The 18,988-nt window shown below is 63.5% G+C and carries 18 protein-coding genes and 1 pseudogene; 3 read left to right on the plus strand and 16 right to left on the minus strand.

All coding sequences use genetic code 11. The annotated features are described in order from the left end of the window. Positions 1–329 precede the first annotated feature (329 nt). A pseudogene (locus tag BPHY_RS42755) lies at positions 330–430 on the plus strand (DotU family type IV/VI secretion system protein); the annotation flags it as partial. Between the two features lie 622 nt (positions 431–1,052). Here the strand turns inward: BPHY_RS42755 and BPHY_RS32955 are convergent. The 3 genes from BPHY_RS32955 to BPHY_RS32965 all read right to left on the minus strand — a co-directional run bounded on the left by BPHY_RS32955 (position 1,053) and on the right by BPHY_RS32965 (position 4,979). Beyond that, complete coding sequence (locus BPHY_RS32955) at positions 1,053–2,201, minus strand: branched-chain amino acid ABC transporter substrate-binding protein (protein WP_012405805.1); 1,149 nt, start codon at positions 2,199–2,201, stop codon at positions 1,053–1,055. A 91-nt stretch (positions 2,202–2,292) separates the two neighbouring features. Beyond that, on the minus strand, positions 2,293–3,525 hold the full coding sequence (locus BPHY_RS32960) for an NAD(P)/FAD-dependent oxidoreductase (protein ID WP_012405806.1): 1,233 nt from the start codon (positions 3,523–3,525) through the stop codon (positions 2,293–2,295). Beyond that, positions 3,525–4,979, minus strand: a complete 1,455-nt coding sequence (locus BPHY_RS32965; RefSeq protein ID WP_012405807.1) for an amino acid permease — start codon at positions 4,977–4,979, stop codon at positions 3,525–3,527. The genes BPHY_RS32960 and BPHY_RS32965 overlap by 1 nt, the downstream gene beginning before the upstream one ends. 246 nt (positions 4,980–5,225) lie before the next feature. On the opposite strand from BPHY_RS32965, the gene BPHY_RS32970 reads away from it, so the two are divergent. After that, positions 5,226–6,668, plus strand: coding sequence for an aminotransferase-like domain-containing protein (locus BPHY_RS32970; protein ID WP_012405808.1), 1,443 nt, complete (start codon positions 5,226–5,228; stop codon positions 6,666–6,668). 18 nt (positions 6,669–6,686) lie between these two features. Here the strand turns inward: BPHY_RS32970 and BPHY_RS32975 are convergent, their stop codons facing one another. The 10 genes from BPHY_RS32975 to BPHY_RS42160 all read right to left on the minus strand — a co-directional run bounded on the left by BPHY_RS32975 (position 6,687) and on the right by BPHY_RS42160 (position 16,006). Continuing rightward, positions 6,687–7,757, minus strand: a complete 1,071-nt coding sequence (locus BPHY_RS32975) for an MBL fold metallo-hydrolase (RefSeq protein ID WP_041766220.1) — start codon at positions 7,755–7,757, stop codon at positions 6,687–6,689. Between the two features lie 91 nt (positions 7,758–7,848). Next, positions 7,849–8,505, minus strand: a complete 657-nt coding sequence (locus BPHY_RS32980; protein WP_012405810.1) for a peroxiredoxin — start codon at positions 8,503–8,505, stop codon at positions 7,849–7,851. A gap of 440 nt (positions 8,506–8,945) precedes the next feature. Next, complete coding sequence (locus BPHY_RS32985) at positions 8,946–9,992, minus strand: extracellular solute-binding protein (RefSeq protein WP_012405811.1); 1,047 nt, start codon at positions 9,990–9,992, stop codon at positions 8,946–8,948. Further along, positions 9,989–11,140, minus strand: coding sequence for an NAD(P)/FAD-dependent oxidoreductase (locus tag BPHY_RS32990; protein ID WP_012405812.1), 1,152 nt, complete (start codon positions 11,138–11,140; stop codon positions 9,989–9,991). Before BPHY_RS32990 ends, BPHY_RS32985 begins: the two co-directional genes overlap by 4 nt. Next, positions 11,133–12,560, minus strand: a complete 1,428-nt coding sequence (locus BPHY_RS32995) for an FAD/NAD(P)-dependent oxidoreductase (protein ID WP_012405813.1) — start codon at positions 12,558–12,560, stop codon at positions 11,133–11,135. Before BPHY_RS32995 ends, BPHY_RS32990 begins: the two co-directional genes overlap by 8 nt. After that, positions 12,557–12,895 (minus strand): (2Fe-2S)-binding protein, encoded by a 339-nt coding sequence (locus tag BPHY_RS33000; protein ID WP_012405814.1) that lies wholly within the window; start codon positions 12,893–12,895, stop codon positions 12,557–12,559. Before BPHY_RS33000 ends, BPHY_RS32995 begins: the two co-directional genes overlap by 4 nt. Continuing rightward, positions 12,895–13,689 (minus strand): ABC transporter permease, encoded by a 795-nt coding sequence (locus BPHY_RS33005; protein ID WP_012405815.1) that lies wholly within the window; start codon positions 13,687–13,689, stop codon positions 12,895–12,897. Before BPHY_RS33005 ends, BPHY_RS33000 begins: the two co-directional genes overlap by 1 nt. Before the next feature lie 23 nt (positions 13,690–13,712). Beyond that, a complete protein-coding gene (locus tag BPHY_RS33010; RefSeq protein WP_012405816.1) occupies positions 13,713–14,618 on the minus strand; it encodes an ABC transporter permease in 906 nt (301 codons plus the stop codon). After that, positions 14,611–15,702, minus strand: coding sequence for an ABC transporter ATP-binding protein (locus BPHY_RS33015; RefSeq protein WP_012405817.1), 1,092 nt, complete (start codon positions 15,700–15,702; stop codon positions 14,611–14,613). The genes BPHY_RS33010 and BPHY_RS33015 overlap by 8 nt, the downstream gene beginning before the upstream one ends. Before the next feature lie 58 nt (positions 15,703–15,760). Beyond that, the gene (locus BPHY_RS42160; RefSeq protein WP_157686883.1) at positions 15,761–16,006 is read right to left on the minus strand and encodes a hypothetical protein; all 246 of its coding nucleotides are present in this window, start codon (positions 16,004–16,006) and stop codon (positions 15,761–15,763) included. Here BPHY_RS42160 and BPHY_RS33020 point away from each other — a divergent pair. Beyond that, positions 15,993–16,838 (plus strand): IclR family transcriptional regulator, encoded by an 846-nt coding sequence (locus BPHY_RS33020; RefSeq protein ID WP_012405818.1) that lies wholly within the window; start codon positions 15,993–15,995, stop codon positions 16,836–16,838. The two genes, BPHY_RS42160 and BPHY_RS33020, sit on opposite strands and share 14 nt — an antisense overlap. Here the strand turns inward: BPHY_RS33020 and BPHY_RS33025 are convergent. The 3 genes from BPHY_RS33025 to BPHY_RS33035 form a co-directional block, all read right to left on the minus strand. Beyond that, entirely contained in the window at positions 16,828–17,559 is a 732-nt protein-coding gene (locus BPHY_RS33025) for a hypothetical protein (RefSeq protein ID WP_012405819.1), read from the minus strand. The genes BPHY_RS33020 and BPHY_RS33025 overlap by 11 nt on opposite strands. A 122-nt stretch (positions 17,560–17,681) precedes the next feature. Then, on the minus strand, positions 17,682–18,131 hold the full coding sequence (locus BPHY_RS33030) for an Ohr family peroxiredoxin (protein ID WP_012405820.1): 450 nt from the start codon (positions 18,129–18,131) through the stop codon (positions 17,682–17,684). A gap of 186 nt (positions 18,132–18,317) precedes the next feature. Then, positions 18,318–18,719 (minus strand): hypothetical protein, encoded by a 402-nt coding sequence (locus BPHY_RS33035; protein ID WP_012405821.1) that lies wholly within the window; start codon positions 18,717–18,719, stop codon positions 18,318–18,320. Between the last annotated feature and the right edge of the window lie 269 nt (positions 18,720–18,988).

An 18,988-nucleotide genomic window follows, 5' to 3' on the forward strand; every position in this document is an offset into this window, starting at 1 on the left:
ATCGGCGTGCGACCGCGATAAGTCATCCGTCTGCGCGCAGAGCCGCAGCGGGCAATGAAGTTCGCGAAGCTCGCCGACACGCGATCTGCGCAAAGACTAGCACCGTCGTCGCACGCGCGCCGCCGATGGTCCGCGTGGATGCTGATCGGTTTGTTTCACTTTAGCCGTTGGGTCGGGCGATAGACGCGGGTACTTGCGCTTTGCCTGTAGACGGGTGAGGTGCGCGTCAGCGTGGGTAAGGGTGGGCGGCGGCAGACAGTTAGTTGCGATTCAGGCCGCGACGCAAGGGCACAAAAAGGAAAAGCGGCGCCGCACTTGCACGGCGAGCCAACACGTATCTGAAAGACGCGACGCTGCGCACGCTCGCGCCCTACTCGCAAATCATCCGGCTCGGCCACAATCGACGAATCTGACGATATCGCTGCCTTGATTGTCGACGCACCCGTTTGTGAGTGCGCCCGGCCAATATGCGCCGCTGGCCGGCACGATTGTGCTCCCACGCGGCCCCATACGCTGCCGTCGATGCACGCTGCGCAACGGCTTTATGCATCGCCAGGCTTCAGGCCGATTCCGCGCACGTGTTCAACCCCGTGTAAGACACGCAGTTTCTCGAACGCAATTTGTGAACGACGGCCGCGGGTCGAGCGAGAAAGATCAATTTGACGGCCCGTCTCAAACATTTCCCGTTTCAATTGCGGCTAGCATAGACGTCAAATGAGACGGTGAGATTCTTGGGTCAATGTGCTCGTCACGTTGATGCTCACCTTTTGCTTTGCATGGGCTTTCGGACACGTTCAGTTTTCGAATGGCGCTGCGAGTGCGCTCATTCGAATAGCCGCATGGTTCGATATCTACGAAATTGAATCACTCGAAGACTTCTATCTCTACGCGACCGGTGTCGTTATGGAACGTTCGACATCAAGCAGAATGCCTGATCGCATCAGCCTGCGGCTATATCCAGCGTAGCTGAAACCGCGCGCAAACGCGGTTTCAACACTTACTGGCTCGCTATGTGTTGACGACGCTAGCCATCGCGGGCCGGGCGCGGTCAATCACACTCCGCCCCCCACCGTCCTCACACTCTTCCACTGCCCCTGCTGCACCTCGAACAGCGTATAAGGCGGCTTGATCAGATCGCCGTACGGATCGAACGTGATCTTGCCCGTCACGCCCGTCAGCGAAACCTTCGCGAGACTCTCGACGATCTTCTGCCTGTCGAGCGAATTCGCGTCGTGAATCGCCTTGATCATCGCGAGCGCGGCATCGTAGGCAAAAGGCGCATACAGCTCGACGTCCTGGTTGAAACGCGCCTTATAGCGCTTGCCGAAGTCCTGCGCGGCGGGCAGCTTGTCGAGCGCCGGCCCTGGTTCGAGATCCTGCGTGCGCTCGCCGGAAGCACCCGCAATCTGCAGGAACGCATTGCTCTTCAATGCACCCGCACCGAACAGTTGCGCCTGCATGCCGAGCGAGCGCATCTGCTTGACCAGCATCGCGCCTTGCTCGTCCAGCCCGCCGAAGAAAATTACATCGACGTTCTTGCTCTTCAGCGAAGTCAGAATCGCGCGAAAATCGACGGCCTTGTCGTTGGTGAATTCACGCGAAACGATATTGCCGTTCGCTTCCTTCACGCCTTTCTCGAATGCATCGGCGAGACCCTGACCGAACGCGGTGCGGTCGTCGATAATGCCAATCCGCTTCGCCTTCATCTGCTCGACCACGAAGTGCCCGGCCACCACGCCGCCGATGCCATCATGCCCCATCGTGCGGAACACGTTCTTGAAGCCCTGCTTCGTCAGTTGCGGATTGGTCGAACCCGGCGTGATCATCGCGACATTCGCGTTGTGATACACAGCCGAAGCAGGAATGCTGCACCCGGAGTTGTAATGGCCGATGACGCCGACCACGCCGTCGTCAACCAGCTTTTGCGCGACCTGGATCGCTACGCGCGGGTCGGCCTGATCGTCCTGCACGTCGAGCACGAACTTCACGGGCTTGCCCGCGATGGTCGGCTGCTTTGCGTTCTCCTCGTCGAGCGCGAGTTGCGCGCCGTATTGCAGGTCCTTGCCGACACGCGCGACGGGTCCCGTCAACGGGCCGACAAAACCGATCTTGACGGTTTCCGGATCCGCGGCGAATGCAAACGAAGTCTGCGCTGCGAGAGCGCAAACTGCCAACCTTAACAGCCATGTACGTCGATTCATGATGCGCTCCTGTCGATAGAAGATGTCGCGCGTTTCGTTTGTCGACTGACCCGATGCGCGACGCGTCGAAGCCGTCCGTTACGTAATGCGTTCAGAACCGCGTCGCGGCGTAGCGCGACAGATCGAGCGGCGGCGCACGCCGCGCGACCAGATCCGCGACGATGCGCCCGCTCACGCCCGCCAGCGTCAGTCCGAGATGCTGATGACCGAACGCATAGATCACGCGCTCGCTGGCGCTCGAGCGGCCAAGCACGGGCACGCCGTCGGGCAGCGTGGGCCGGAAGCCGAGCCACGAACTGTCGGGCTGCTGCAACGCAGGCAACGCGCGCTTCGACGAAAACGTCAGCAAATCGAGCAGCGAACGGTTGCGCTCGTCGCTGAAGCCGCCGAGTTCGACCGTGCCCGCGACCCGCACGCCATCGTCCATCGGCGTCATATAAAACCCGCGTTCGGCCCAGCCCACTGGCCGCGAGATCAGTTGCGTCGCGCCGCGATAGCGCACGTGATAGCCACGCTCAGTGTCGAGCGGCACACGGTCGCCGCATTGCGCCGCGAACTTCGCAGAGCGCGCACCCGTCGCGACGACAACGTGATCGAAACGGCGTTGTGCGCCGTCGTCCGTCGTCAGCGTTACGCCTTGCGCTGCGGGAGCAAGCCCGCTCACCGCCTTGCGTTCGAGTTCGAGACCGCGCGCGGCGAGCCACTCGTACAGCGACAACAGAAAGCCCTGCGGATCCGAAAAGTGCCAGCTATCGCTGAACAGCACGCCACGCTCGAAGATCGGCGCAAGCGAGGGTTCGAGTGCGCGCACGTCTGCGCCCGAGAGCACGTCGAACGACACGCCGAGCTGCTCGCGCAGCTTCAGCGAAGCACGTGAGGCATCGAACGACGCGCCGCTCGAATACAGATACAAACACTCGCGCTGCCGCACGTACTTCGCAAGCGCCGGCTCTTCGAGCAGCGGCGTGTAGCCGGCCTGAGCCTGTGCGAGCAGCGCGGCCAGCGCGCTTGCGCTCGCTTCATAGCGTTGCCGCGTGGAGCTGACCATGAAGCGTGCGAGCCAGGGCAACAGATGCGGCAGATAGCTCCAGCGCAAACGGAACGGACTCTCGCTCGACAGCAGAAACCGCGGCAGATCGCGAAACACGGAAGGGTTGTTGACGGGAATGCAGCCGTACGGCGCGAACGTGCCCGCGTTGCCGAACGACGCGCCCTGAGCCACGCCGGACGGATCGAACAGGGTCACGCGATGCCCATCGCGCATCAGCCAGCCGGCGCTCGCCAGCCCGATGAATCCCGCGCCGACAATGCCGATATCCGCCATCAAAGCTCTCCCGACAGCACGCCGCGCCCATCGGCCGCGTCGAGATAGCCGGTACGCGTGCCTCGATCCGCCCCGCTGCGCCGCGCCGCGAGCAGCCATGCCGCCGACGCAACCGCGAGACTCGCGATGCTCGCCATCAGTTGCGGACGCAGTTCGGCGTCCATCCCCATCGCAAGCAGCACGCCAACAATCGCCGCGACCACTGCATACGACAGCCACGGAAACAGCCACATCGGCAGTTCCGGTTGCACGCCCTTCGCGGCGAGTCGCCGGCGAATGCGAATCTGCGCGAGGGCGGTCGCGAGGTAGACGAACAGCATCACCGCGCCCGACGCATTCACGAGGAACAGGAACACGCCCTGCGGCGACACGATGGCTGCGATGATCGCGATGTAGCCGACCACGCTGCTCAGCAGCACGGCGAGACGCGGCACGCGCGACGGCGTGAGGCGCAGCAGCGCGCGCGGCGCATCGCCTCGGCCCGCAAGACGGAACAGGATCCGCGACGACACGTACAGCCCGGAGTTCAGCGCCGAGAGCACGGCGACGAGCACGATTGCATTCATGATGTCGGCGGAACCCGGCACGCGCATCGTTTCGAGCGCGGCGACAAACGGCGAGTGCCCCGTGACGATGGTCGTCCACGGCACGATGCACGCGATCAGGAACATTGAGCCGACGTAGAAAGTGATCACGCGCAGGATCACCGAGCGCGTCATCGCGGCAACGCTCTTCGCCGGATTGTCCGATTCGGCAGCGGCGATCGTGGCGATTTCGGCGCCGCCCACCGCGAAGATGACGGTCGGCACGGCCGCGAACACCGACATCGTGCCGAACGGCAAGAAGCCCTTCGCCGCCGTCAGATTGATCCACGCGCCATGCGTATGACCGAGCCCGAACACCCAGGCTGCGCCGATCACGATGAACACGATGATGGCCGCGACCTTGATCGACGCGAACCAGAACTCGAACTCGCCGTACGACTTCACCGACATCAGATTGATCAACGTCATCACCGACAGCAGCACCAGCCCGATCATCCACACGGGCACCGGTGTCCAGCGCTGCAGGATGGCGGCGCCCGCCACCGCTTCCACGGCGACCACGATCACCCAGAAGTACCAGTAAAGCCAGCCGCTCGTGAAACCTGCCCAGTCGCCGAGGCCGATGCGCGCGTATTCGGTGAACGAGCCGATGCCCGGCACGGCCAGCGCCATTTCGCCGAGCATGCGCATCACCAGCAGCACGACGATGCCTGCGACCAGATACGACACGCACGCACCCGGTCCGACCGTGCTAAGCGTCGCGCTGCTGCCCACGAAAAGACCCGCGCCGATGATGCCGCCGAGCGAAATCATCGTCACGTGCCGCTGACGCAACGCCACGCCGAGACGGGGCGCCGCGCTCTGTTGACCGTCGCGTGCTACGCGACCGTGTGTGCTGCTGTCTGCCATGCGGAATCTCCTTCCAGCTCGATCCTTCAATTCAAACCACACAAAACTTGATTCAAGAATCACACAACATTTTTTTGTGTGCAATTAAAAACGACATTGTGTGGTCCAGGATTTTCCCTGGCGCAGGCGGGTCCGGTCCTTGCCGCCCCTGAAAACCATGGCGCAGAGGCGGATCTGGTATAAAATCCGACGAACGGGCACAAACAGGCAGACAAAACCTGTTTTGTATGGAGACAGGGCAAGACAATGGCTTCCAACAGACACAAGGCGGCACATAGCAACGACACCGCCGCCGAAGCGGACCAGACAAACGGCGACGCGGTCCAGACAAAACGCGCTACCTATATCGAGGTCTCGGCGTCGATCGAGGACGAGATTCGCGGCGGCGTCTATCCGCCCGGCAGCCGGTTGCCGCCGCAGCGTCAGCTCGCGACAGAACTGGGCATCAACGTGTCGACGGTGTCGCGCGCGTACAAGGAATTGCAGCTGCGCGGTCTGGTGATCGGCAGCAAGAGGCGCGGCTCGCTCGTAACAGGCGGCGCGATGCCGCGTGTCGAGACGGCGAGCGCGGGCAACGCGGCACGGGGCGGCGCCATCGATCTGACCGTCAACCGGCCTGCAACGGGCGAGTTCTTGTTGAGCCTCGCCACTACGCTCGCCGATCTGCCGCGCGATGCGCGCTATGCGTCGCTACAGGAATATCAGCCGCCGCAAGGGCCCGACTGGGCGCGCTCAGCGGGCGCAAAGTGGATGGCGGCGCCCGGCTTCACGCCGACCCAGGAGCACCTGGTCGTGACCAGCGGCGCACAGCACGGGCTGTATGCCGTGCTCAACAGCCTGATCGGCACCGACGGCGTGATCATCGCGGACCGCCTCACGTACTATGGCCTCAAAGCGCTCGCGCCCGTATTCCAGTTCGAGATCGTCAGCGTGCCGAGCGACCGCGACGGCCTCGTTACCGACGAAGTCGAGCGCATTTGCAGCCGCGTGCCCGTCAAGGCGATTTTCACGGTGCCGAATCTGCAGAATCCGACCGTGACGACGATGAGCCTCGAACGGCGCGTCGCGCTCGTGGATATCGCGCGTCGTTACGGCGTCGCGATCATCGAAGACGACGTGTATGGCCCGCTCGTCTCTCAGCGCCTGCCGACGCTTGCCAGCCTGTGTCCCGAGCTGACTTTCCACATCGCAGCGACATCGAAGATCCTCGCACCCGGACTGCGCCTCGGCTATCTGCTGAGTCCGCCAGAACGCTCGGCGCTCGCCGCGGAGGCCGTGCGCACCACCGCGTGGATGCCCGCGCCGATGTCCATGTTGATCGCGACGATATGGATCGAAGACGGCACCGCGCGCCGCATCATGGATGCGCAACTGGCCGAGATTCGCGTGCGGCATGATCTGGCGCGGCAGATTCTGCCGCAAGAGTGGCTCGAATCCGATCCGGCGTGCATGTTCGTATGGCTGAAGCTGCCGCCGCCGTGGCGCGCCGACGATTTCGCGGCAAATGCGAAAGCGCGCGGCGTGGTCGTGATGCCTTCATCGGCGTTCGCTGTCGATCGCGCCGAGGTCGAGCATGGCGTGCGGATCAATCTCGCGTGCGCGTCCTCGCGCGAGCAGCTGGTCAGCGCGTTGCAGACGCTGGCGCACGCGTTGCGCGATCGTCCGCGTGCGCTGTTCGGCACGATTTAGGTTTCGCGAACTCGGCGCCTACAAGCTGCCGTTTTCGACCACGCGCCCTTCCGCGCGCCAGCGCAGCATGCCGCCCGCAAGATTCGCGACCTCTTCGAAACCGGCCTGGCGAAGAATCACCGTCGCCTGAGCCGAACGGCCGCCCGCGCGGCAAACCGTGACGATGGGACGCTCCTTGCCAAGTTCCGCCGTGCGTTTCGCGAGGTTGCCGAGCGAGATCAGCTTCGCTTCTGGAATGCGTCCAAGCGGGCCTTCGTATTCGTCAGGCTCGCGCACATCGATGATCTGCACCGCTTGCAGATGCTCTTCGAGCCACTGCGGGTGAATCTCCCAGATGCCGGCAAAGGTGTACGTAAGGGGTGCCCATTCGGGGAGCGGCTTTTGCGACGGGTCGCTTGCCGCGACGCCGCACTTCATGTTCGCGGGCACGGCCACGTCGATCTGCCGCGGATGCGGTAGCCCGAGATTCGTCATATAGACGGCGAAATCCTCTTCGCACAGTTCGCCGCCAAGCCGTGGATTGAAGCGCCGCTCTTCGTCGACGCTCGTCACGGTGAGGCCGCGATAATCGTGCGCCGGATACAGCAGGCAGGTGTCAGGCAACGAGAAAAGCTGCTCGTGCACCGCGCGGAACAGCGCGTGGGGATTGCCACTCTGAAAGTCGGTGCGCCCTGTGCCGCGAATCAGCAGACAGTCGCCCGTGAAGGCCATCGACCCGTCATCGAGCACGAGACTGACGCAGCCATTCGTATGACCTGGCGTTGCGCGCACTTGCAGATGACGCGCGCCGAACGCGATCGTATCGCCGTGACTGACATAATGGTCCGCGCCTTCCGCGCCGCTCGCCGCCGAAATCGCAATCTTGCTGCCGGTGTGCTTTTTCAGCAGCCATGCGCCCGTCACGTGATCCGCGTGAACGTGCGTGTCGATCGTATACAGCAAACGCAGGCGCAATTCTTCGAGCAGCGCGGCATCGCGGCGCGCCTGCTCGAACACCGGGTCGATGAGCACGGCTTCACGCGTGTCGCTGTCGGCGAGCAGATACGTGTAGGTGGACGATTGCTGGTCGAACAGCTGGCGGAAGATCAGCACGCTTACGGTCTCTCGAGATGTATCGGACAGAAACTCCGCCGGCGCGCGCAATGGTCTTTCCCTGCGCGCGCCGGCAGCAGTCGCGGTCTTACTTGGGTTGCTGCACGTAGCGCAGATACGGCTTCAACGTCTTGAAGCCCTGCGGATACTTTTCCTTCGCGGCGTCGTCGGAGACGGATGTCGGAATGATCACGTCCTCGCCCGGTTTCCAGTTCACGGGCGTCGCGACGGTGTGCTTCGCGTTCAGTTGCAGCGAGTCCAGCAAACGCAGCACTTCGTCGAAATTCCGGCCTGAACTCATCGGATAGACGAGCATTGCCTTGACCTTCTTGTCCGGCCCGATCAGGAACACAGAACGCACCGTTGCATTGTCGACAGCCGTGCGCGGGCCGCCGCCGCTCGCTTCGGGGTGGATCATGTCGTAGAGCTTGGCGACCTTGAGATCGTGGTCGCCGATCATCGGATAGTTGACCGCGTTGCCCTGCGTTTCCTCAATGTCCTTCACCCACTTCTGGTGATCGCTGACAGGGTCGATGCTAAGCCCGATGATCTTTGTGTTGCGCTTGTCGAACTCCGGCTTGAGTCCCGCCATATAACCCAGTTCGGTTGTGCAGACGGGTGTGAAGTCTTTTGGGTGCGAGAACAGGATGGCCCAGCTATCGCCAATCCATTCGTGAAAATGAATCGTGCCTTCCGTGGTCTCCGCCGTGAAATCGGGCGCTACTTCTCCTAGTCGAATCGCCATCTTCATCCTCCTCGGTAAAAGGTGCGAACAGATGCGTCCGAGTGTCGCCCGGTCCGCGACAGGCGCTGACAGGTCGACCCGAATCAGAACAGTATAGAGATGTTATGACGGTTAGACGCCCGTCACGCCACGGTGCGACAGCGGGAGAGACGCACGCAAAACACGCTGTGCGAAAGCTCCCGGACGGCAGGGGTGCAACACGAGCCTGATGGGCACACTGTAACTTTTATAGCGTAGAACAAATTGCGGCATTCGTGCACGCTTTGGAAGCGCGTTTTCTATTTCTTGCGGCAACCGTTCGCTGCAGTGCAGACACATACGTCGCACGCGGCGCACACTGTGAGGCGGTATGGCGAGGTGCCGCGGCGCATACGGGAAAAAGGAGCGTGACGGCGGGCGTCATCGACGCACCGCCGCACGCACATCGTTCGGCTCGCGCGTTACTGCTCGATTTGCCTGTTCCAGCGCTGATCCCACTGCGCGCGGTGCGCGTTGATCGAATCCCAATCGACCACCGTCACCTTCTTCACCAGATCGTCGAGATTGCCGAGGCTCTTTTGCATCGCGGGCGTCATCGTCGCGTGCTCGTTGGTCGGAATCTGCCTGCCTGCCGCGGCCGCTTTCGACTGCGCAGGCGCCGACAGCAGGAACTGTGCGAGTTTCTGCGCAAGCTGCGGGTCGGAATTGTTCTTCACGACGCACAGATCGACGAGCAACAACACGGCGCCTTCTTTCGGATTCGCGTAGCCGACAGGGATGCCCTTGTCCTGCAGATCGCCGACAGCCGTCGGGGTCAACGGAAAGAGGCCCGCTTCGCCCGTCTGCACCATTTCCGAGAGCTTCGCCGAATTGGGAATGTACTCGACGACATTCGGTCCTACCGTGCTCGACCATTTGCTGAAACCGGGCTCGACGTTCTGATCGCTGCCTCCCATCAGACGATTGATCGCGAGAAAGCCATGCAGGCCAAACGTGCTGCTCGATGCGGACTGGAACACCACTTTGCCCTTGTACTTCGGATTGGCGAAATCCATCCACGACGTAGGGGGCGCCCAACCCTTCTCGGCAAACAGCCTGGTGTTGTAGCCGATACCCGTCATGCCGAGCTGCACGCCCGCGCCCATGTCGTCTTTCATGCGCGCGAACGGATACAGTTCTTTCAGCACGGGCGCATCGTCGAGCTTCTGGCACACGCCCATGCTGACGGCGCGCGCCATTACGCCGTCATCGAGAAACGCGACATGAATCTGCGGGCTGTTGCGATTGGCGAGCAATTTAGCGAGCACATCTGAGGACGTGCCCGGCACTACCACTACCTTCACGTTGTTGGCTTTCTCGAAGTCGGGCAGTACCTGGCTCGTGTAGGCCTTCTCCATCGGGCCGCCGTTCATGCCGATGTAGATCGTTTTGGTTTCCGACCAGGCGGGCGCGGCAACGCCGATCGCGAACACGGCGGCCAGCGCCGCGACCGTGCTTGACAGCTTCATCGTGGGTCTCCTTGACATGACTGAAGAACAGCGGGGATCGTGCTTCGATCGAAGCGGCAGATCGCAAACGCGTCGAGCGGCGTCGACGTTTCGCCGTCGATCACGAGGTCGGCCAGCACCTCGCCAACACCGGGCGCAAGCAGAAAGCCGCCGCCCGAAAAACCGAATGCATGCAGCAGGCGCGGCACTTTCCGGCTCGCGCCGATCACGGGATGGCTATCGGGTGTTTCGCCCTCGACGCCGCTCCATGTACGTATCAGAAGCGCGTCGCGCAAGAAGGGCAACAGCGCGCAGGCGTCGCGCATTACCGCGCGCGTGGTGTCCGTCGACGGCTGCGCATACTCGCCGTCACCATGTCCGCGTCCGCCTCCGATCACGCAATTGCCGCGCTCGACCTGACGCGCATAGACGCCGCCGCCTACCACGCCGAGGTTGTGCATGACGACGCGCGGCAGCGGCTCGGTCACCCACATGTTTGGATAGATCGGCTTCATCGGCACGGCTTCGCCGAAAAAGCCCGCGATCGTGTTCGCCCACGCGCCTGCGCTGTTGATCAGCCAGTCGGCCGTGATGTGCTCGTTGCCCGCGCGGATCTGAAAGCGCGTGCCGTCGTGCGCGATATCGGTGAGGGCGGTCTGCTCCCGCACGATGGCGCCCGCGCGTTGCGCCGCGCGCGCGAAAGCGGGCGACACGAGGCGCGGATTGGCCTGTCCGTCGCTCGTGCACAGCGACCCGCCGAGCGCCGCCTCGCCGAGCCACGGATAGCGCCTGCGGAACGCCGCACCCGCGATCAGTTCGGTCTCGAGCCCGTGTTCGCGCGCCATCGCAGCCCATGTTTGGAGCACGGCGAAATCGCTGTCGCGGCGCGCGAGCCGCAAATGTCCGGATACGACGAGTTCGCCGTCGATGCCGATCAACTCGGGCAAGCGGTCCCACACCCGCCGCGCACGCATCGCGAGGGGCATTTGCTCGACTGGCCGGCCCTGACAGCGCACGCCGCCGTAGTTCACGCCGCTTGCCTGTGCGCCGCAGTAGCGCCGCTCGAACAGCGCGACGCGCACGCCGCGCCGCGCGAGCATCAGCGCCGCCGACGAACCGACGAGCCCACCGCCCGCGATCACGACCTGATAATGGACGGCATCACTCATCGCGTGCTTCCTCGGGAATCGCCGCGACACCGTCGTCGAACAGCATCGGCGAAATAGGGATCGGCTTGATGGGCGCCTGGCTGCGCAAACGGCCGACGCTTTCGAGCGGACGGCCCGTTTCGTGGCTCAGCAGTGCAATGGCCGCTTCCCCGCACATGCGGCCCTGGCAACGTCCCATGCCGATCCGCGTCAGCGCCTTCAGACGGTTGATTTCGCTCGCTTCACCGCTGCGAATGCAGCGGCGAAGCGTGCCGGCATCGACTTCTTCGCAGCGGCACACGGTCATCTCGTCGGGCCATTGCTGCGCAAAGTGTTGCGGCGGCGCGAAGGCCGCTTCGAGGCCCGCGCGAAATACCGCGATGCGCTGCAAGCGCTGCTCGAGCATCGCGCCATTCATGCCGCCGTGTTGCGTGCGTTGCACGATGCCGAGATCGTCGAGCAGCGCAAGCGCAGCACGGCGTCCCGCGAGCTCCGCGGCATCGGCGCCCGCAATGCCCGCGCCGTCGCCTGCGAGATAGATGCCCGGCACCGAGCTGCGTCCTGCCGCATCGCGTTCGGGCAGCCAGCAGCGGTTCAATGCGTCGAAGCGAAAGCGACAACCCGCGAGATCGGCGATCTGTGTCTCGGGACGCAGACCAAAGCCGAGGCCGACTGCGTCGCAAGCGATGTCTGCTTCATTGCCGTCAGACGTTTTGAAGCGAATCCCCGTCACGTGCCGCGCACCGTCGATGCGCGTCAGCGCCACACCGCGCATCACCTCGATTCCGCGCGCCTTCAACCACGCGACGTAGTACACGCCCTTTGCAAATGTCGACGGCTGGCTGACGAGTTTCGGCATCGCCGCCACCTGGCGCGACAGCGCGCTCGTATCCAGCACCGCTTCGATCCGCGCGCCCGCCTTCACGTACTGATACGCGACGAGATACAGCAACGGCCCTGTGCCCGCCAGCACGATGCGCCGTCCTATCGCGCAGCCCTGCGCCTTCAGCGCGACCTGCGCGCCGCCGAGCGTGTAGACGCCCGGCAGGGTCCAGCCCGGCATGGGCACCACCCGGTCCGTCGCGCCGCTCGCGACGATCAGATGCGTGAACGGCACGCTCGCCTCGTGACCGTTGCACAGCGTGTCGAGCCTGCCGCCTTCGCACGACCACACGAGCGTGTCCGGCCGATAGTCGATCTGCGGCAGCAGCGCGCGCATGGTTTCGTGCACGGCATCGGCCTTCTTCGCCTCGAAACCGTACAACGCCGCCTTGCTGCGTTCGAAGCCCGCATCGGCGGGCGGCTGACGATAAATCTGTCCGCCCCAGCGTGCGTTCTCGTCGAGCACCACGGGACGGAGGCCCGCCGCCGCCAGCGTCTGCGCCGCGCGGATGCCCGCCGGCCCCGCGCCGACGATCACGATGCGCTGTACGCCGTTCATCGCGCGCATCCTTCAGTGTTGCGCGCGCCATTCGTCACGACACGCATGCCCTCTTTCACCAGCGTCGAACAGGCGCGAATGCGCGTGCCGTCTTCGCAACGCACCCAGCAGTCCTGACACGCGCCGATCATGCAAAAGCCCGCGCGCGGCTCTCCCGTGAACTCGCTGTGGCGCACGTGACGCTGCTGCATCAGGATGGCCGTCAATACCGTATCGCCCGTCAACGCGCCGACTTCGACGCCGTCGAGAAAGAACGACAACGGTGTGCGTCCCGTTTCGGCGACGCGCAGCAACTGGCTGACGGAACTGGTCATGTGAGCGCGATAAGAAGCCATCAGTGCTGGCCGATCAGAATGCGGTTGAGCCCGTAGACGCGATCGAGCAGCAGCATCGCGCCCGCCGTGATGAAGATGACGAGCGCGGAGACGGACGCCATCATCGGATCGATCGATTCAGTGGCGTACATGTACATGCGCACCGGTAGCGTCACTGTCTGCGGCGACGTGATGAAAACCGACATCGTCAACTCGTCGAAACTGTTGATGAACGCCAGCAGCCAGCCGCCAGTGATGCCGGGCACGATCATCGGCAGCGTGATGCGGCGAAACGTGGTCCACGCATCGGCGCCTAGCGACGACGCCGCGTGCTCGATGCTGCGATCCAGTCCGCTCACCGACGCGAGCACGAGCCGCATCACGAACGGCGTGATCACCACCATGTGCGCCAGAATCAGCCACGCGAACGACCCCGTTGCGCCGATCAGCGCAAAGAAGCGCAGCATCGCGATACCGAGCACGAGGCCGGGGATCACCAGTGGCGACAGCAGCAGCGCGTTGAGAAAGTTGCGGCCCGGAAAGCGCGCGCGGCCGATCGCCAGCCCTGCAGGCAACGCGATGACGAGCGACAGCGTCGCCGACGCGAACGCCAGTTTCAGGCTGTTGACGAAGGCCGATATGAAGTCGGGATAGTCGAGAATCGCGCGGAACCAGCGCAGCGAGAAACCGTGCGTCGGGAGCGTCAGCGTCTCGTCCGGCGTGAACGCGACCAGCACGACGATCGCGAGCGGGGCGAGCACGAAGAGGATCACGACGGTATGGAAAGCGAGTGCAAAGAAGCCGTTCTTGCGCATGATGTTTCGCTCGTCCGTTCGAATCAGCCCATGCTGCGGGCGTAGCGCCGCTCGAGCACGCGGTAGTAGGTGAGCATCACGACGAGGTTCGCCACCAGCAGCAGCATCGCGATCGTCGCGCCGAGCGGCCAGTTCATCGAACTGAGGAACTGGTCATAGACGGCCGTGGCCGCCACCTTCAGGCGCCTTCCGCCGAGCAACCCCGGAATCGCGAATGCACTCGCCGACAGGCCGAACACCATGAGGCTGCCGGACAGGATGCCGGGCACGAGTTGCGGCAGGACGATGCGGCGCAGCGTAGTAGCGGGCGACGCCATCAGCGAGAGCGCGGCATTTTCGGTCTGCGGATCGAGCCGTTGCAGCGCGGTCCAGACGGGAATCACCATGAACGGCACCATCACGTGGACGAGCGCGATGACGATCGCGAACGTCGTGTATTCGAGCTTGTACGGCCCGAGGCCGAACAGCGCGAATGCCTGATTGACGAGGCCATTCGTGTTCAGCAGCATGCTCCAGCCGAACGCGCGCACCACCACGGAGACGAGCAGCGGCGCGAGTATCACCAGCAGAAAGAGCGCGCGCCACGGGTCGCGCATGCGCGACAGCACATACGCTTCGGGTGTGCCGATCGCGACGCACAACACGGTAGTCAGAAACGCAATGCCGAATGTGCGCAGAAAGATCGTGTGGAAATACGACGAGCCGAGCACTTCCGCATAGTTATGAAAATCGAGCGCGGCAATCGGTCCGCTCGCGGGATCGAAGCGATAGAAGGTGAGCGCGAACGTCATCGCGAGCGGCACGAGCACGAGCGTGGCGAAGAGTATCAGCGCGGGCGCGCTCATCAGCCAGAGCGGCATGAATGCCTGCCACGGTGCGCGCGCCGCGCGTTCGCCCGTAGCCGGCGTGGCGGGCAGCGTGCTATCCATGCGCGCGCTCCCGGCCGATCAGACGCAGCGAATCCGCATGCCAGTCGATGCCGACTTGCGCGCCCTCCGGAAACGGTTCGTCGCCGTGGTTCTGGCAGCACACCAGCATCTCGCCGACGCGGCTGTCGAGTCGATAGAGCCACTGGCTGCCGAGAAAGAAGCGGCTCGTCACGTTGCCCGCGAGACGCCCTTTATCGGGCGCGCATAGCCGCAGTTTTTCCGGGCGTATGCACAGCGTGACAGCATCGCCGACACTGATGGACTGGCCTTGCGAAGCAAGCTGTGCCAGGCTCCCCGTCTGCGCGAGATCGTGACCGAAGTCGATGCGGATCGCGTCGCCGTCGCGCGACACGACCTTGCCCGCCAGCATGTTCGCCTTGCCGATGAACTGCGACACAAAGAGGTTCTCGGGCCGTTCATAAGCGCGATACGGCGTGTCGATCTGCGTGATGCGTCCCGCTTCCATCACGACCACGCGGTCGCTGATCGACAGCGCTTCGGATTGATCGTGCGTGACCATGATCGTCGTCGTGCCGATCTTGCGCTGGATAGCGCGCAGTTCGAACTGCATGTCTTCACGCAGCTTCGCATCGAGGTTCGACATCGGCTCGTCGAGCAGCAGCACGGGCGGCGCGATCACGATGGCGCGTGCGATCGCGACACGCTGCCGCTGACCGCCCGACAGTTCGCGCGGAAACCGATGCGCGAGCGCATCGAGGCGCACCAGTGCCAATACTTCGCGCACGCGGTCCGCGCGCTCGGCTTTGTCGACGCCGCGCATTTCGAGCCCGAAGCTCACGTTCTGCGCGACGCTCATGTGCGGAAACAGCGCGTAGCTTTGAAAGACGATACCGAGGCCGCGCCGGTTCGGCTTCATATGTGTGATGTCACGGCCATCGAGCGTGATGCGGCCGCGCGACGTTTCGATGAAGCCCGCGATCATCTGCAGCGTCGTCGTTTTGCCGCAGCCCGACGGGCCCAGCAGCGAAACGAACTCGCCCTTTTCCACCGACAGGTTGAGGCCCGTCACGGCATGCAGGTCGCCGAACGACTTCGAGACGTCGGTCAATGTGAGAAACGACATGGTCTGGCCTTTCGGTGCGGCGCACCGGCTGTATCGACGAGTGTCTGTTGAGCCGACTCTAGCTAGCCAAATTCCAAAGCGTCAACGCTAAATTCCATTGAACGATATAAAGATCCGACTTCTTCCGCTGGATGGAATAACTTTGCTTGATTTGGATGCTACCGTTCCGCCGTACGCCGTCAGTGAAAACACCGAGCAATGCCGCAGCAGCCTTTTCCCGCACGGTGGTGGTTTTTTGGCGTGAACATCGGCTAGTATTCCGTTCAATGGAATCCTGATCGAGATCGCCGATGAATCCTTCCACGGAACCCGACGCGCCAGGCACGGGCATGTTGCAGCGTGCATTTGCGGTGATGCGCGCGCTCGGCGAAATCCAGCCGGAAGGCGGCCGCGTGACACGCATCGCGAAGGCCGTCGGACTCACGCAGGCCACCGTGCATCGCATACTGCATGCTTTGATCGCCGAAGGCATCGTCGAACAGGACCAGAACACGAAGCTCTACCGGCTCAGCGTCGACTTCTTTGCGCTCGCCGCGCAAGCCGGCAATCCGAGCGGCATGCGCGCACTGTGTCGGCCCGCTCTTCTGCGCCTGTGTGCGAGCCTCGGCGACACGATCTTTCTGCTTGTCAAAAGCAGCTTCGACGCCGTGTGCCTCGACATGTGCGAAGGACCGTTACCGATCCGCTCGTTCACGGGCGATATCGGCGGTCGCGTCGCGCTGGGTATCGGCCAGGGCAGCCTCGCGATTCTCGCGTTCCTGCCGGAAGCGGAGCGCGAAGAAATCATTCGCTTCAATGTCCCGCGTCTGCGCAGCTATGGCGTGCTCGACGAAGTCTATTTGCGCACCGAAATCGAACGCGTGCGCCAGCTCGGCTACGCGGGGCGCAATAGCGGCGTGCTGGAAGGGATGGCGGGCGTTGCCGTGCCGATCATCGACCGCACGGGATGCGCGGTTGCCGCGTTGAGCGTCGGCACGTTGTCGGCGCGTCTCGGCGAAGACCGGCTGCCGATGGTCGTCGAACTTCTCAAGCGGCAAGCGGACCTCATCGGTCCGCAAGTCAATCCGTTCGACGTCGCGATGCGCCGGCCCATGCATGGCCTCACGCGTGCGATGACGACGGAGCCTATTGCCTGATGCTCGCCGAAGTCACGGACACTTTTGCAAGCGGATGCGCAAGACCCGCTTGCGTCATCAGCGACACAGCGGCTGGGTCGGGCATGCCATTGCTGTCGATGGCGCCCGCTTTCGCGAGCGCATCGAGATCGCTGTCGACGCCTGCCTGCCCGACGGTGAACGGCGTAGACAGAAACGCAGGCACGGCCAGCGTGAGCGCATAGTGCTGCTGCAAATTCGTGACGACGGCAGATTGCGCTGCCAGCACGTTGCTCTGGTTCGCCAGCGCCTGCTGGAATTGCGTATTGCCGGAAAAGCTCGCAATCAGGTTGGACTCGCTCGTGCCGAGTTGCGCCGCGAGATAGACGATCATCAAGTCCGTTTCCGGCGTCGTATTGAAGGTGCCGCCCGCGAACGCAAGCGAATGCAGCGTCGTGCCGGCTGACGTCACCGTGATCATGCAAGGAAGGGTCGCATTGAAAGCGAGGCTGTAGCGGCCGCCGCCGTCCGATAATGTGGCGCCCGCGCCTTGTGCACAGGTCGCGTTGACGTTCGCGCTCGCGAGCGCCTTGCCCGTCGCCGCCGTGCCCGCGAGCGCGACGCTCGGTGCCGGGTTCGCGGCAACGCAGCCGTCGAAGCTTATGCAGACGCTGCCGCCGCCACACGCCGCGAGCGTCGCCAGCAAGGCGGCAGACAAGGCAGACAAGGCTGGGCGAACGAAGCGGGCAACGCGAAGAATCATGGCCGTCTGCCATCGAGAGAAAGGGCGCGTGTTTTTATTCTAGCGCGCCCTTCCGGCTCATCCGACGCGACACCGAAGACGCTCGCCTCGCGACCTCGGCGCTGCTTCCGTCAGCGAGCGCTTCAGATCACGTTGATCGCCACGTCGATATTGCCGCGCGTGGCTTTCGAATACGGACACATGTCGTCCGCCGCATGCACGACCGCCTCGGCCACGTCGCGCGCAACGCCTGGCATGCTCACGTCGATCCGCGCGCCGAGAAAGTACGCGTTACCCGTCATGCCGAGATCGATGGCGACCTCGAGCGCAAGGTCGGCAGGCAGCGCGACCCTCTTTTCTTTGGCCGCCAACCCGATCGCGGTAATCAGACAGGCCGACCATGCGCCCGCAAACAGCTGCTCAGCCGTCGGATGCGGCTGCGCGGACTCGAACACGTGGTCTGGATGCGCGGCATGGCCGGGCGCGGACAGCCTGATGTCGAGGCTGCCTTCATGGCCTCGCGTTGCGCCAGCGTGCCGGCTTGCCGTCGTCAGCGTCTTGCCCGTGAACAGTACTTTTTCAATGTGGGTCATCGTGTAATCCTTGATCGAAAGTGGCGAGTTGCATTTTGGTTTCATGCGATTAAATCGCATGCGACGCATATTGATCCAAATCACACGCGATGTCAATCGCATACGATTTAATCGCACGATTCCTTTCGATAGGGGAAATGTGAGGGAGCGCGTCGACGGCGCTGCGCCGCCCTCACCGGGTGTGCCTTATGGAAGCCGGTCCGATAGCCGCCCGACGAATTTCCAGCCGTGCTCGCGGCTCCAGAAGTAAGTGAAACCCGTCGGCCCGTCGATGAACACCGTCATCGGTTTGTGCGTCGCTTCGTCGAGCGCGGAATTCGCCTCGGACGGCGGGACGCTCGCGGCGGCCCGCTCGACGCTCACGGCCGGGTCGGCTTTCCAGCCTTCGTCGGGCACGTAGGTTAGCCGAACGACGCCGCCCGCTGGAGACTGGATCATCAGCGTCAGCGGTCCTCGTGCGGATGACGCAGCGGCCGGCCCGACTTCCGCGCTTCCCGCCGCAAGACACGTTGAACCGGCTGCCGCCAGCGCCGCGATCACACTCCAGCGCGGGACGATCGACGTCCTGCCCGTATCGGAACGTTTCATGTTTGCCCTCCAGCTGCGCAATCGAACAATGGCTAGCGCGGAACGTCCGGGCATCGAAAGAGGCTGACGACCGCCATCAACGACGTGTGTTGCTCAGTGCGGATTCCAGCGCCATCGACTGAAAGACGGTCGCCGCGTCACGCGATGAAACGCGATGGGGTAAACCCGTTCACACGAATCAGGCGATAAGCGACGAAGCTCGAACGTGTCACGCCGATTACCGTGGAAACGCGAATCCCATGCTGCAAAACAGGGGCTATTCATTGCAG

Origin of the sequence: Paraburkholderia phymatum STM815 (genome assembly GCF_000020045.1) — a bacterium.
GTDB lineage: Bacteria > Pseudomonadota > Gammaproteobacteria > Burkholderiales > Burkholderiaceae > Paraburkholderia > Paraburkholderia phymatum.

Bases quoted from the DNA above. Each gene is read 5' to 3' on its own strand.
- BPHY_RS32955 (WP_012405805.1), bottom strand. From the start codon at position 2,201: ATGAATCGACGTACATGGCTGTTAAGGTTGGCAGTTTGCGCTCTCGCA.
- BPHY_RS32960 (WP_012405806.1), bottom strand. From the start codon at position 3,525: ATGGCGGATATCGGCATTGTCGGCGCGGGATTCATCGGGCTGGCGAGC.
- BPHY_RS32965 (WP_012405807.1), bottom strand. From the start codon at position 4,979: ATGGCAGACAGCAGCACACACGGTCGCGTAGCACGCGACGGTCAACAG.
- BPHY_RS32970 (WP_012405808.1), top strand. From the start codon at position 5,226: ATGGCTTCCAACAGACACAAGGCGGCACATAGCAACGACACCGCCGCC.
- BPHY_RS32980 (WP_012405810.1), bottom strand. From the start codon at position 8,505: ATGGCGATTCGACTAGGAGAAGTAGCGCCCGATTTCACGGCGGAGACC.
- BPHY_RS32985 (WP_012405811.1), bottom strand. From the start codon at position 9,992: ATGAAGCTGTCAAGCACGGTCGCGGCGCTGGCCGCCGTGTTCGCGATC.
- BPHY_RS32990 (WP_012405812.1), bottom strand. From the start codon at position 11,140: ATGAGTGATGCCGTCCATTATCAGGTCGTGATCGCGGGCGGTGGGCTC.
- BPHY_RS32995 (WP_012405813.1), bottom strand. From the start codon at position 12,560: ATGAACGGCGTACAGCGCATCGTGATCGTCGGCGCGGGGCCGGCGGGC.
- BPHY_RS33000 (WP_012405814.1), bottom strand. From the start codon at position 12,895: ATGGCTTCTTATCGCGCTCACATGACCAGTTCCGTCAGCCAGTTGCTG.
- BPHY_RS33005 (WP_012405815.1), bottom strand. From the start codon at position 13,689: ATGCGCAAGAACGGCTTCTTTGCACTCGCTTTCCATACCGTCGTGATC.
- BPHY_RS33010 (WP_012405816.1), bottom strand. From the start codon at position 14,618: ATGGATAGCACGCTGCCCGCCACGCCGGCTACGGGCGAACGCGCGGCG.
- BPHY_RS33015 (WP_012405817.1), bottom strand. From the start codon at position 15,702: ATGTCGTTTCTCACATTGACCGACGTCTCGAAGTCGTTCGGCGACCTG.
- BPHY_RS33020 (WP_012405818.1), top strand. From the start codon at position 15,993: ATGAATCCTTCCACGGAACCCGACGCGCCAGGCACGGGCATGTTGCAG.
- BPHY_RS33025 (WP_012405819.1), bottom strand. From the start codon at position 17,559: ATGATTCTTCGCGTTGCCCGCTTCGTTCGCCCAGCCTTGTCTGCCTTG.
- BPHY_RS33030 (WP_012405820.1), bottom strand. From the start codon at position 18,131: ATGACCCACATTGAAAAAGTACTGTTCACGGGCAAGACGCTGACGACG.
- BPHY_RS33035 (WP_012405821.1), bottom strand. From the start codon at position 18,719: ATGAAACGTTCCGATACGGGCAGGACGTCGATCGTCCCGCGCTGGAGT.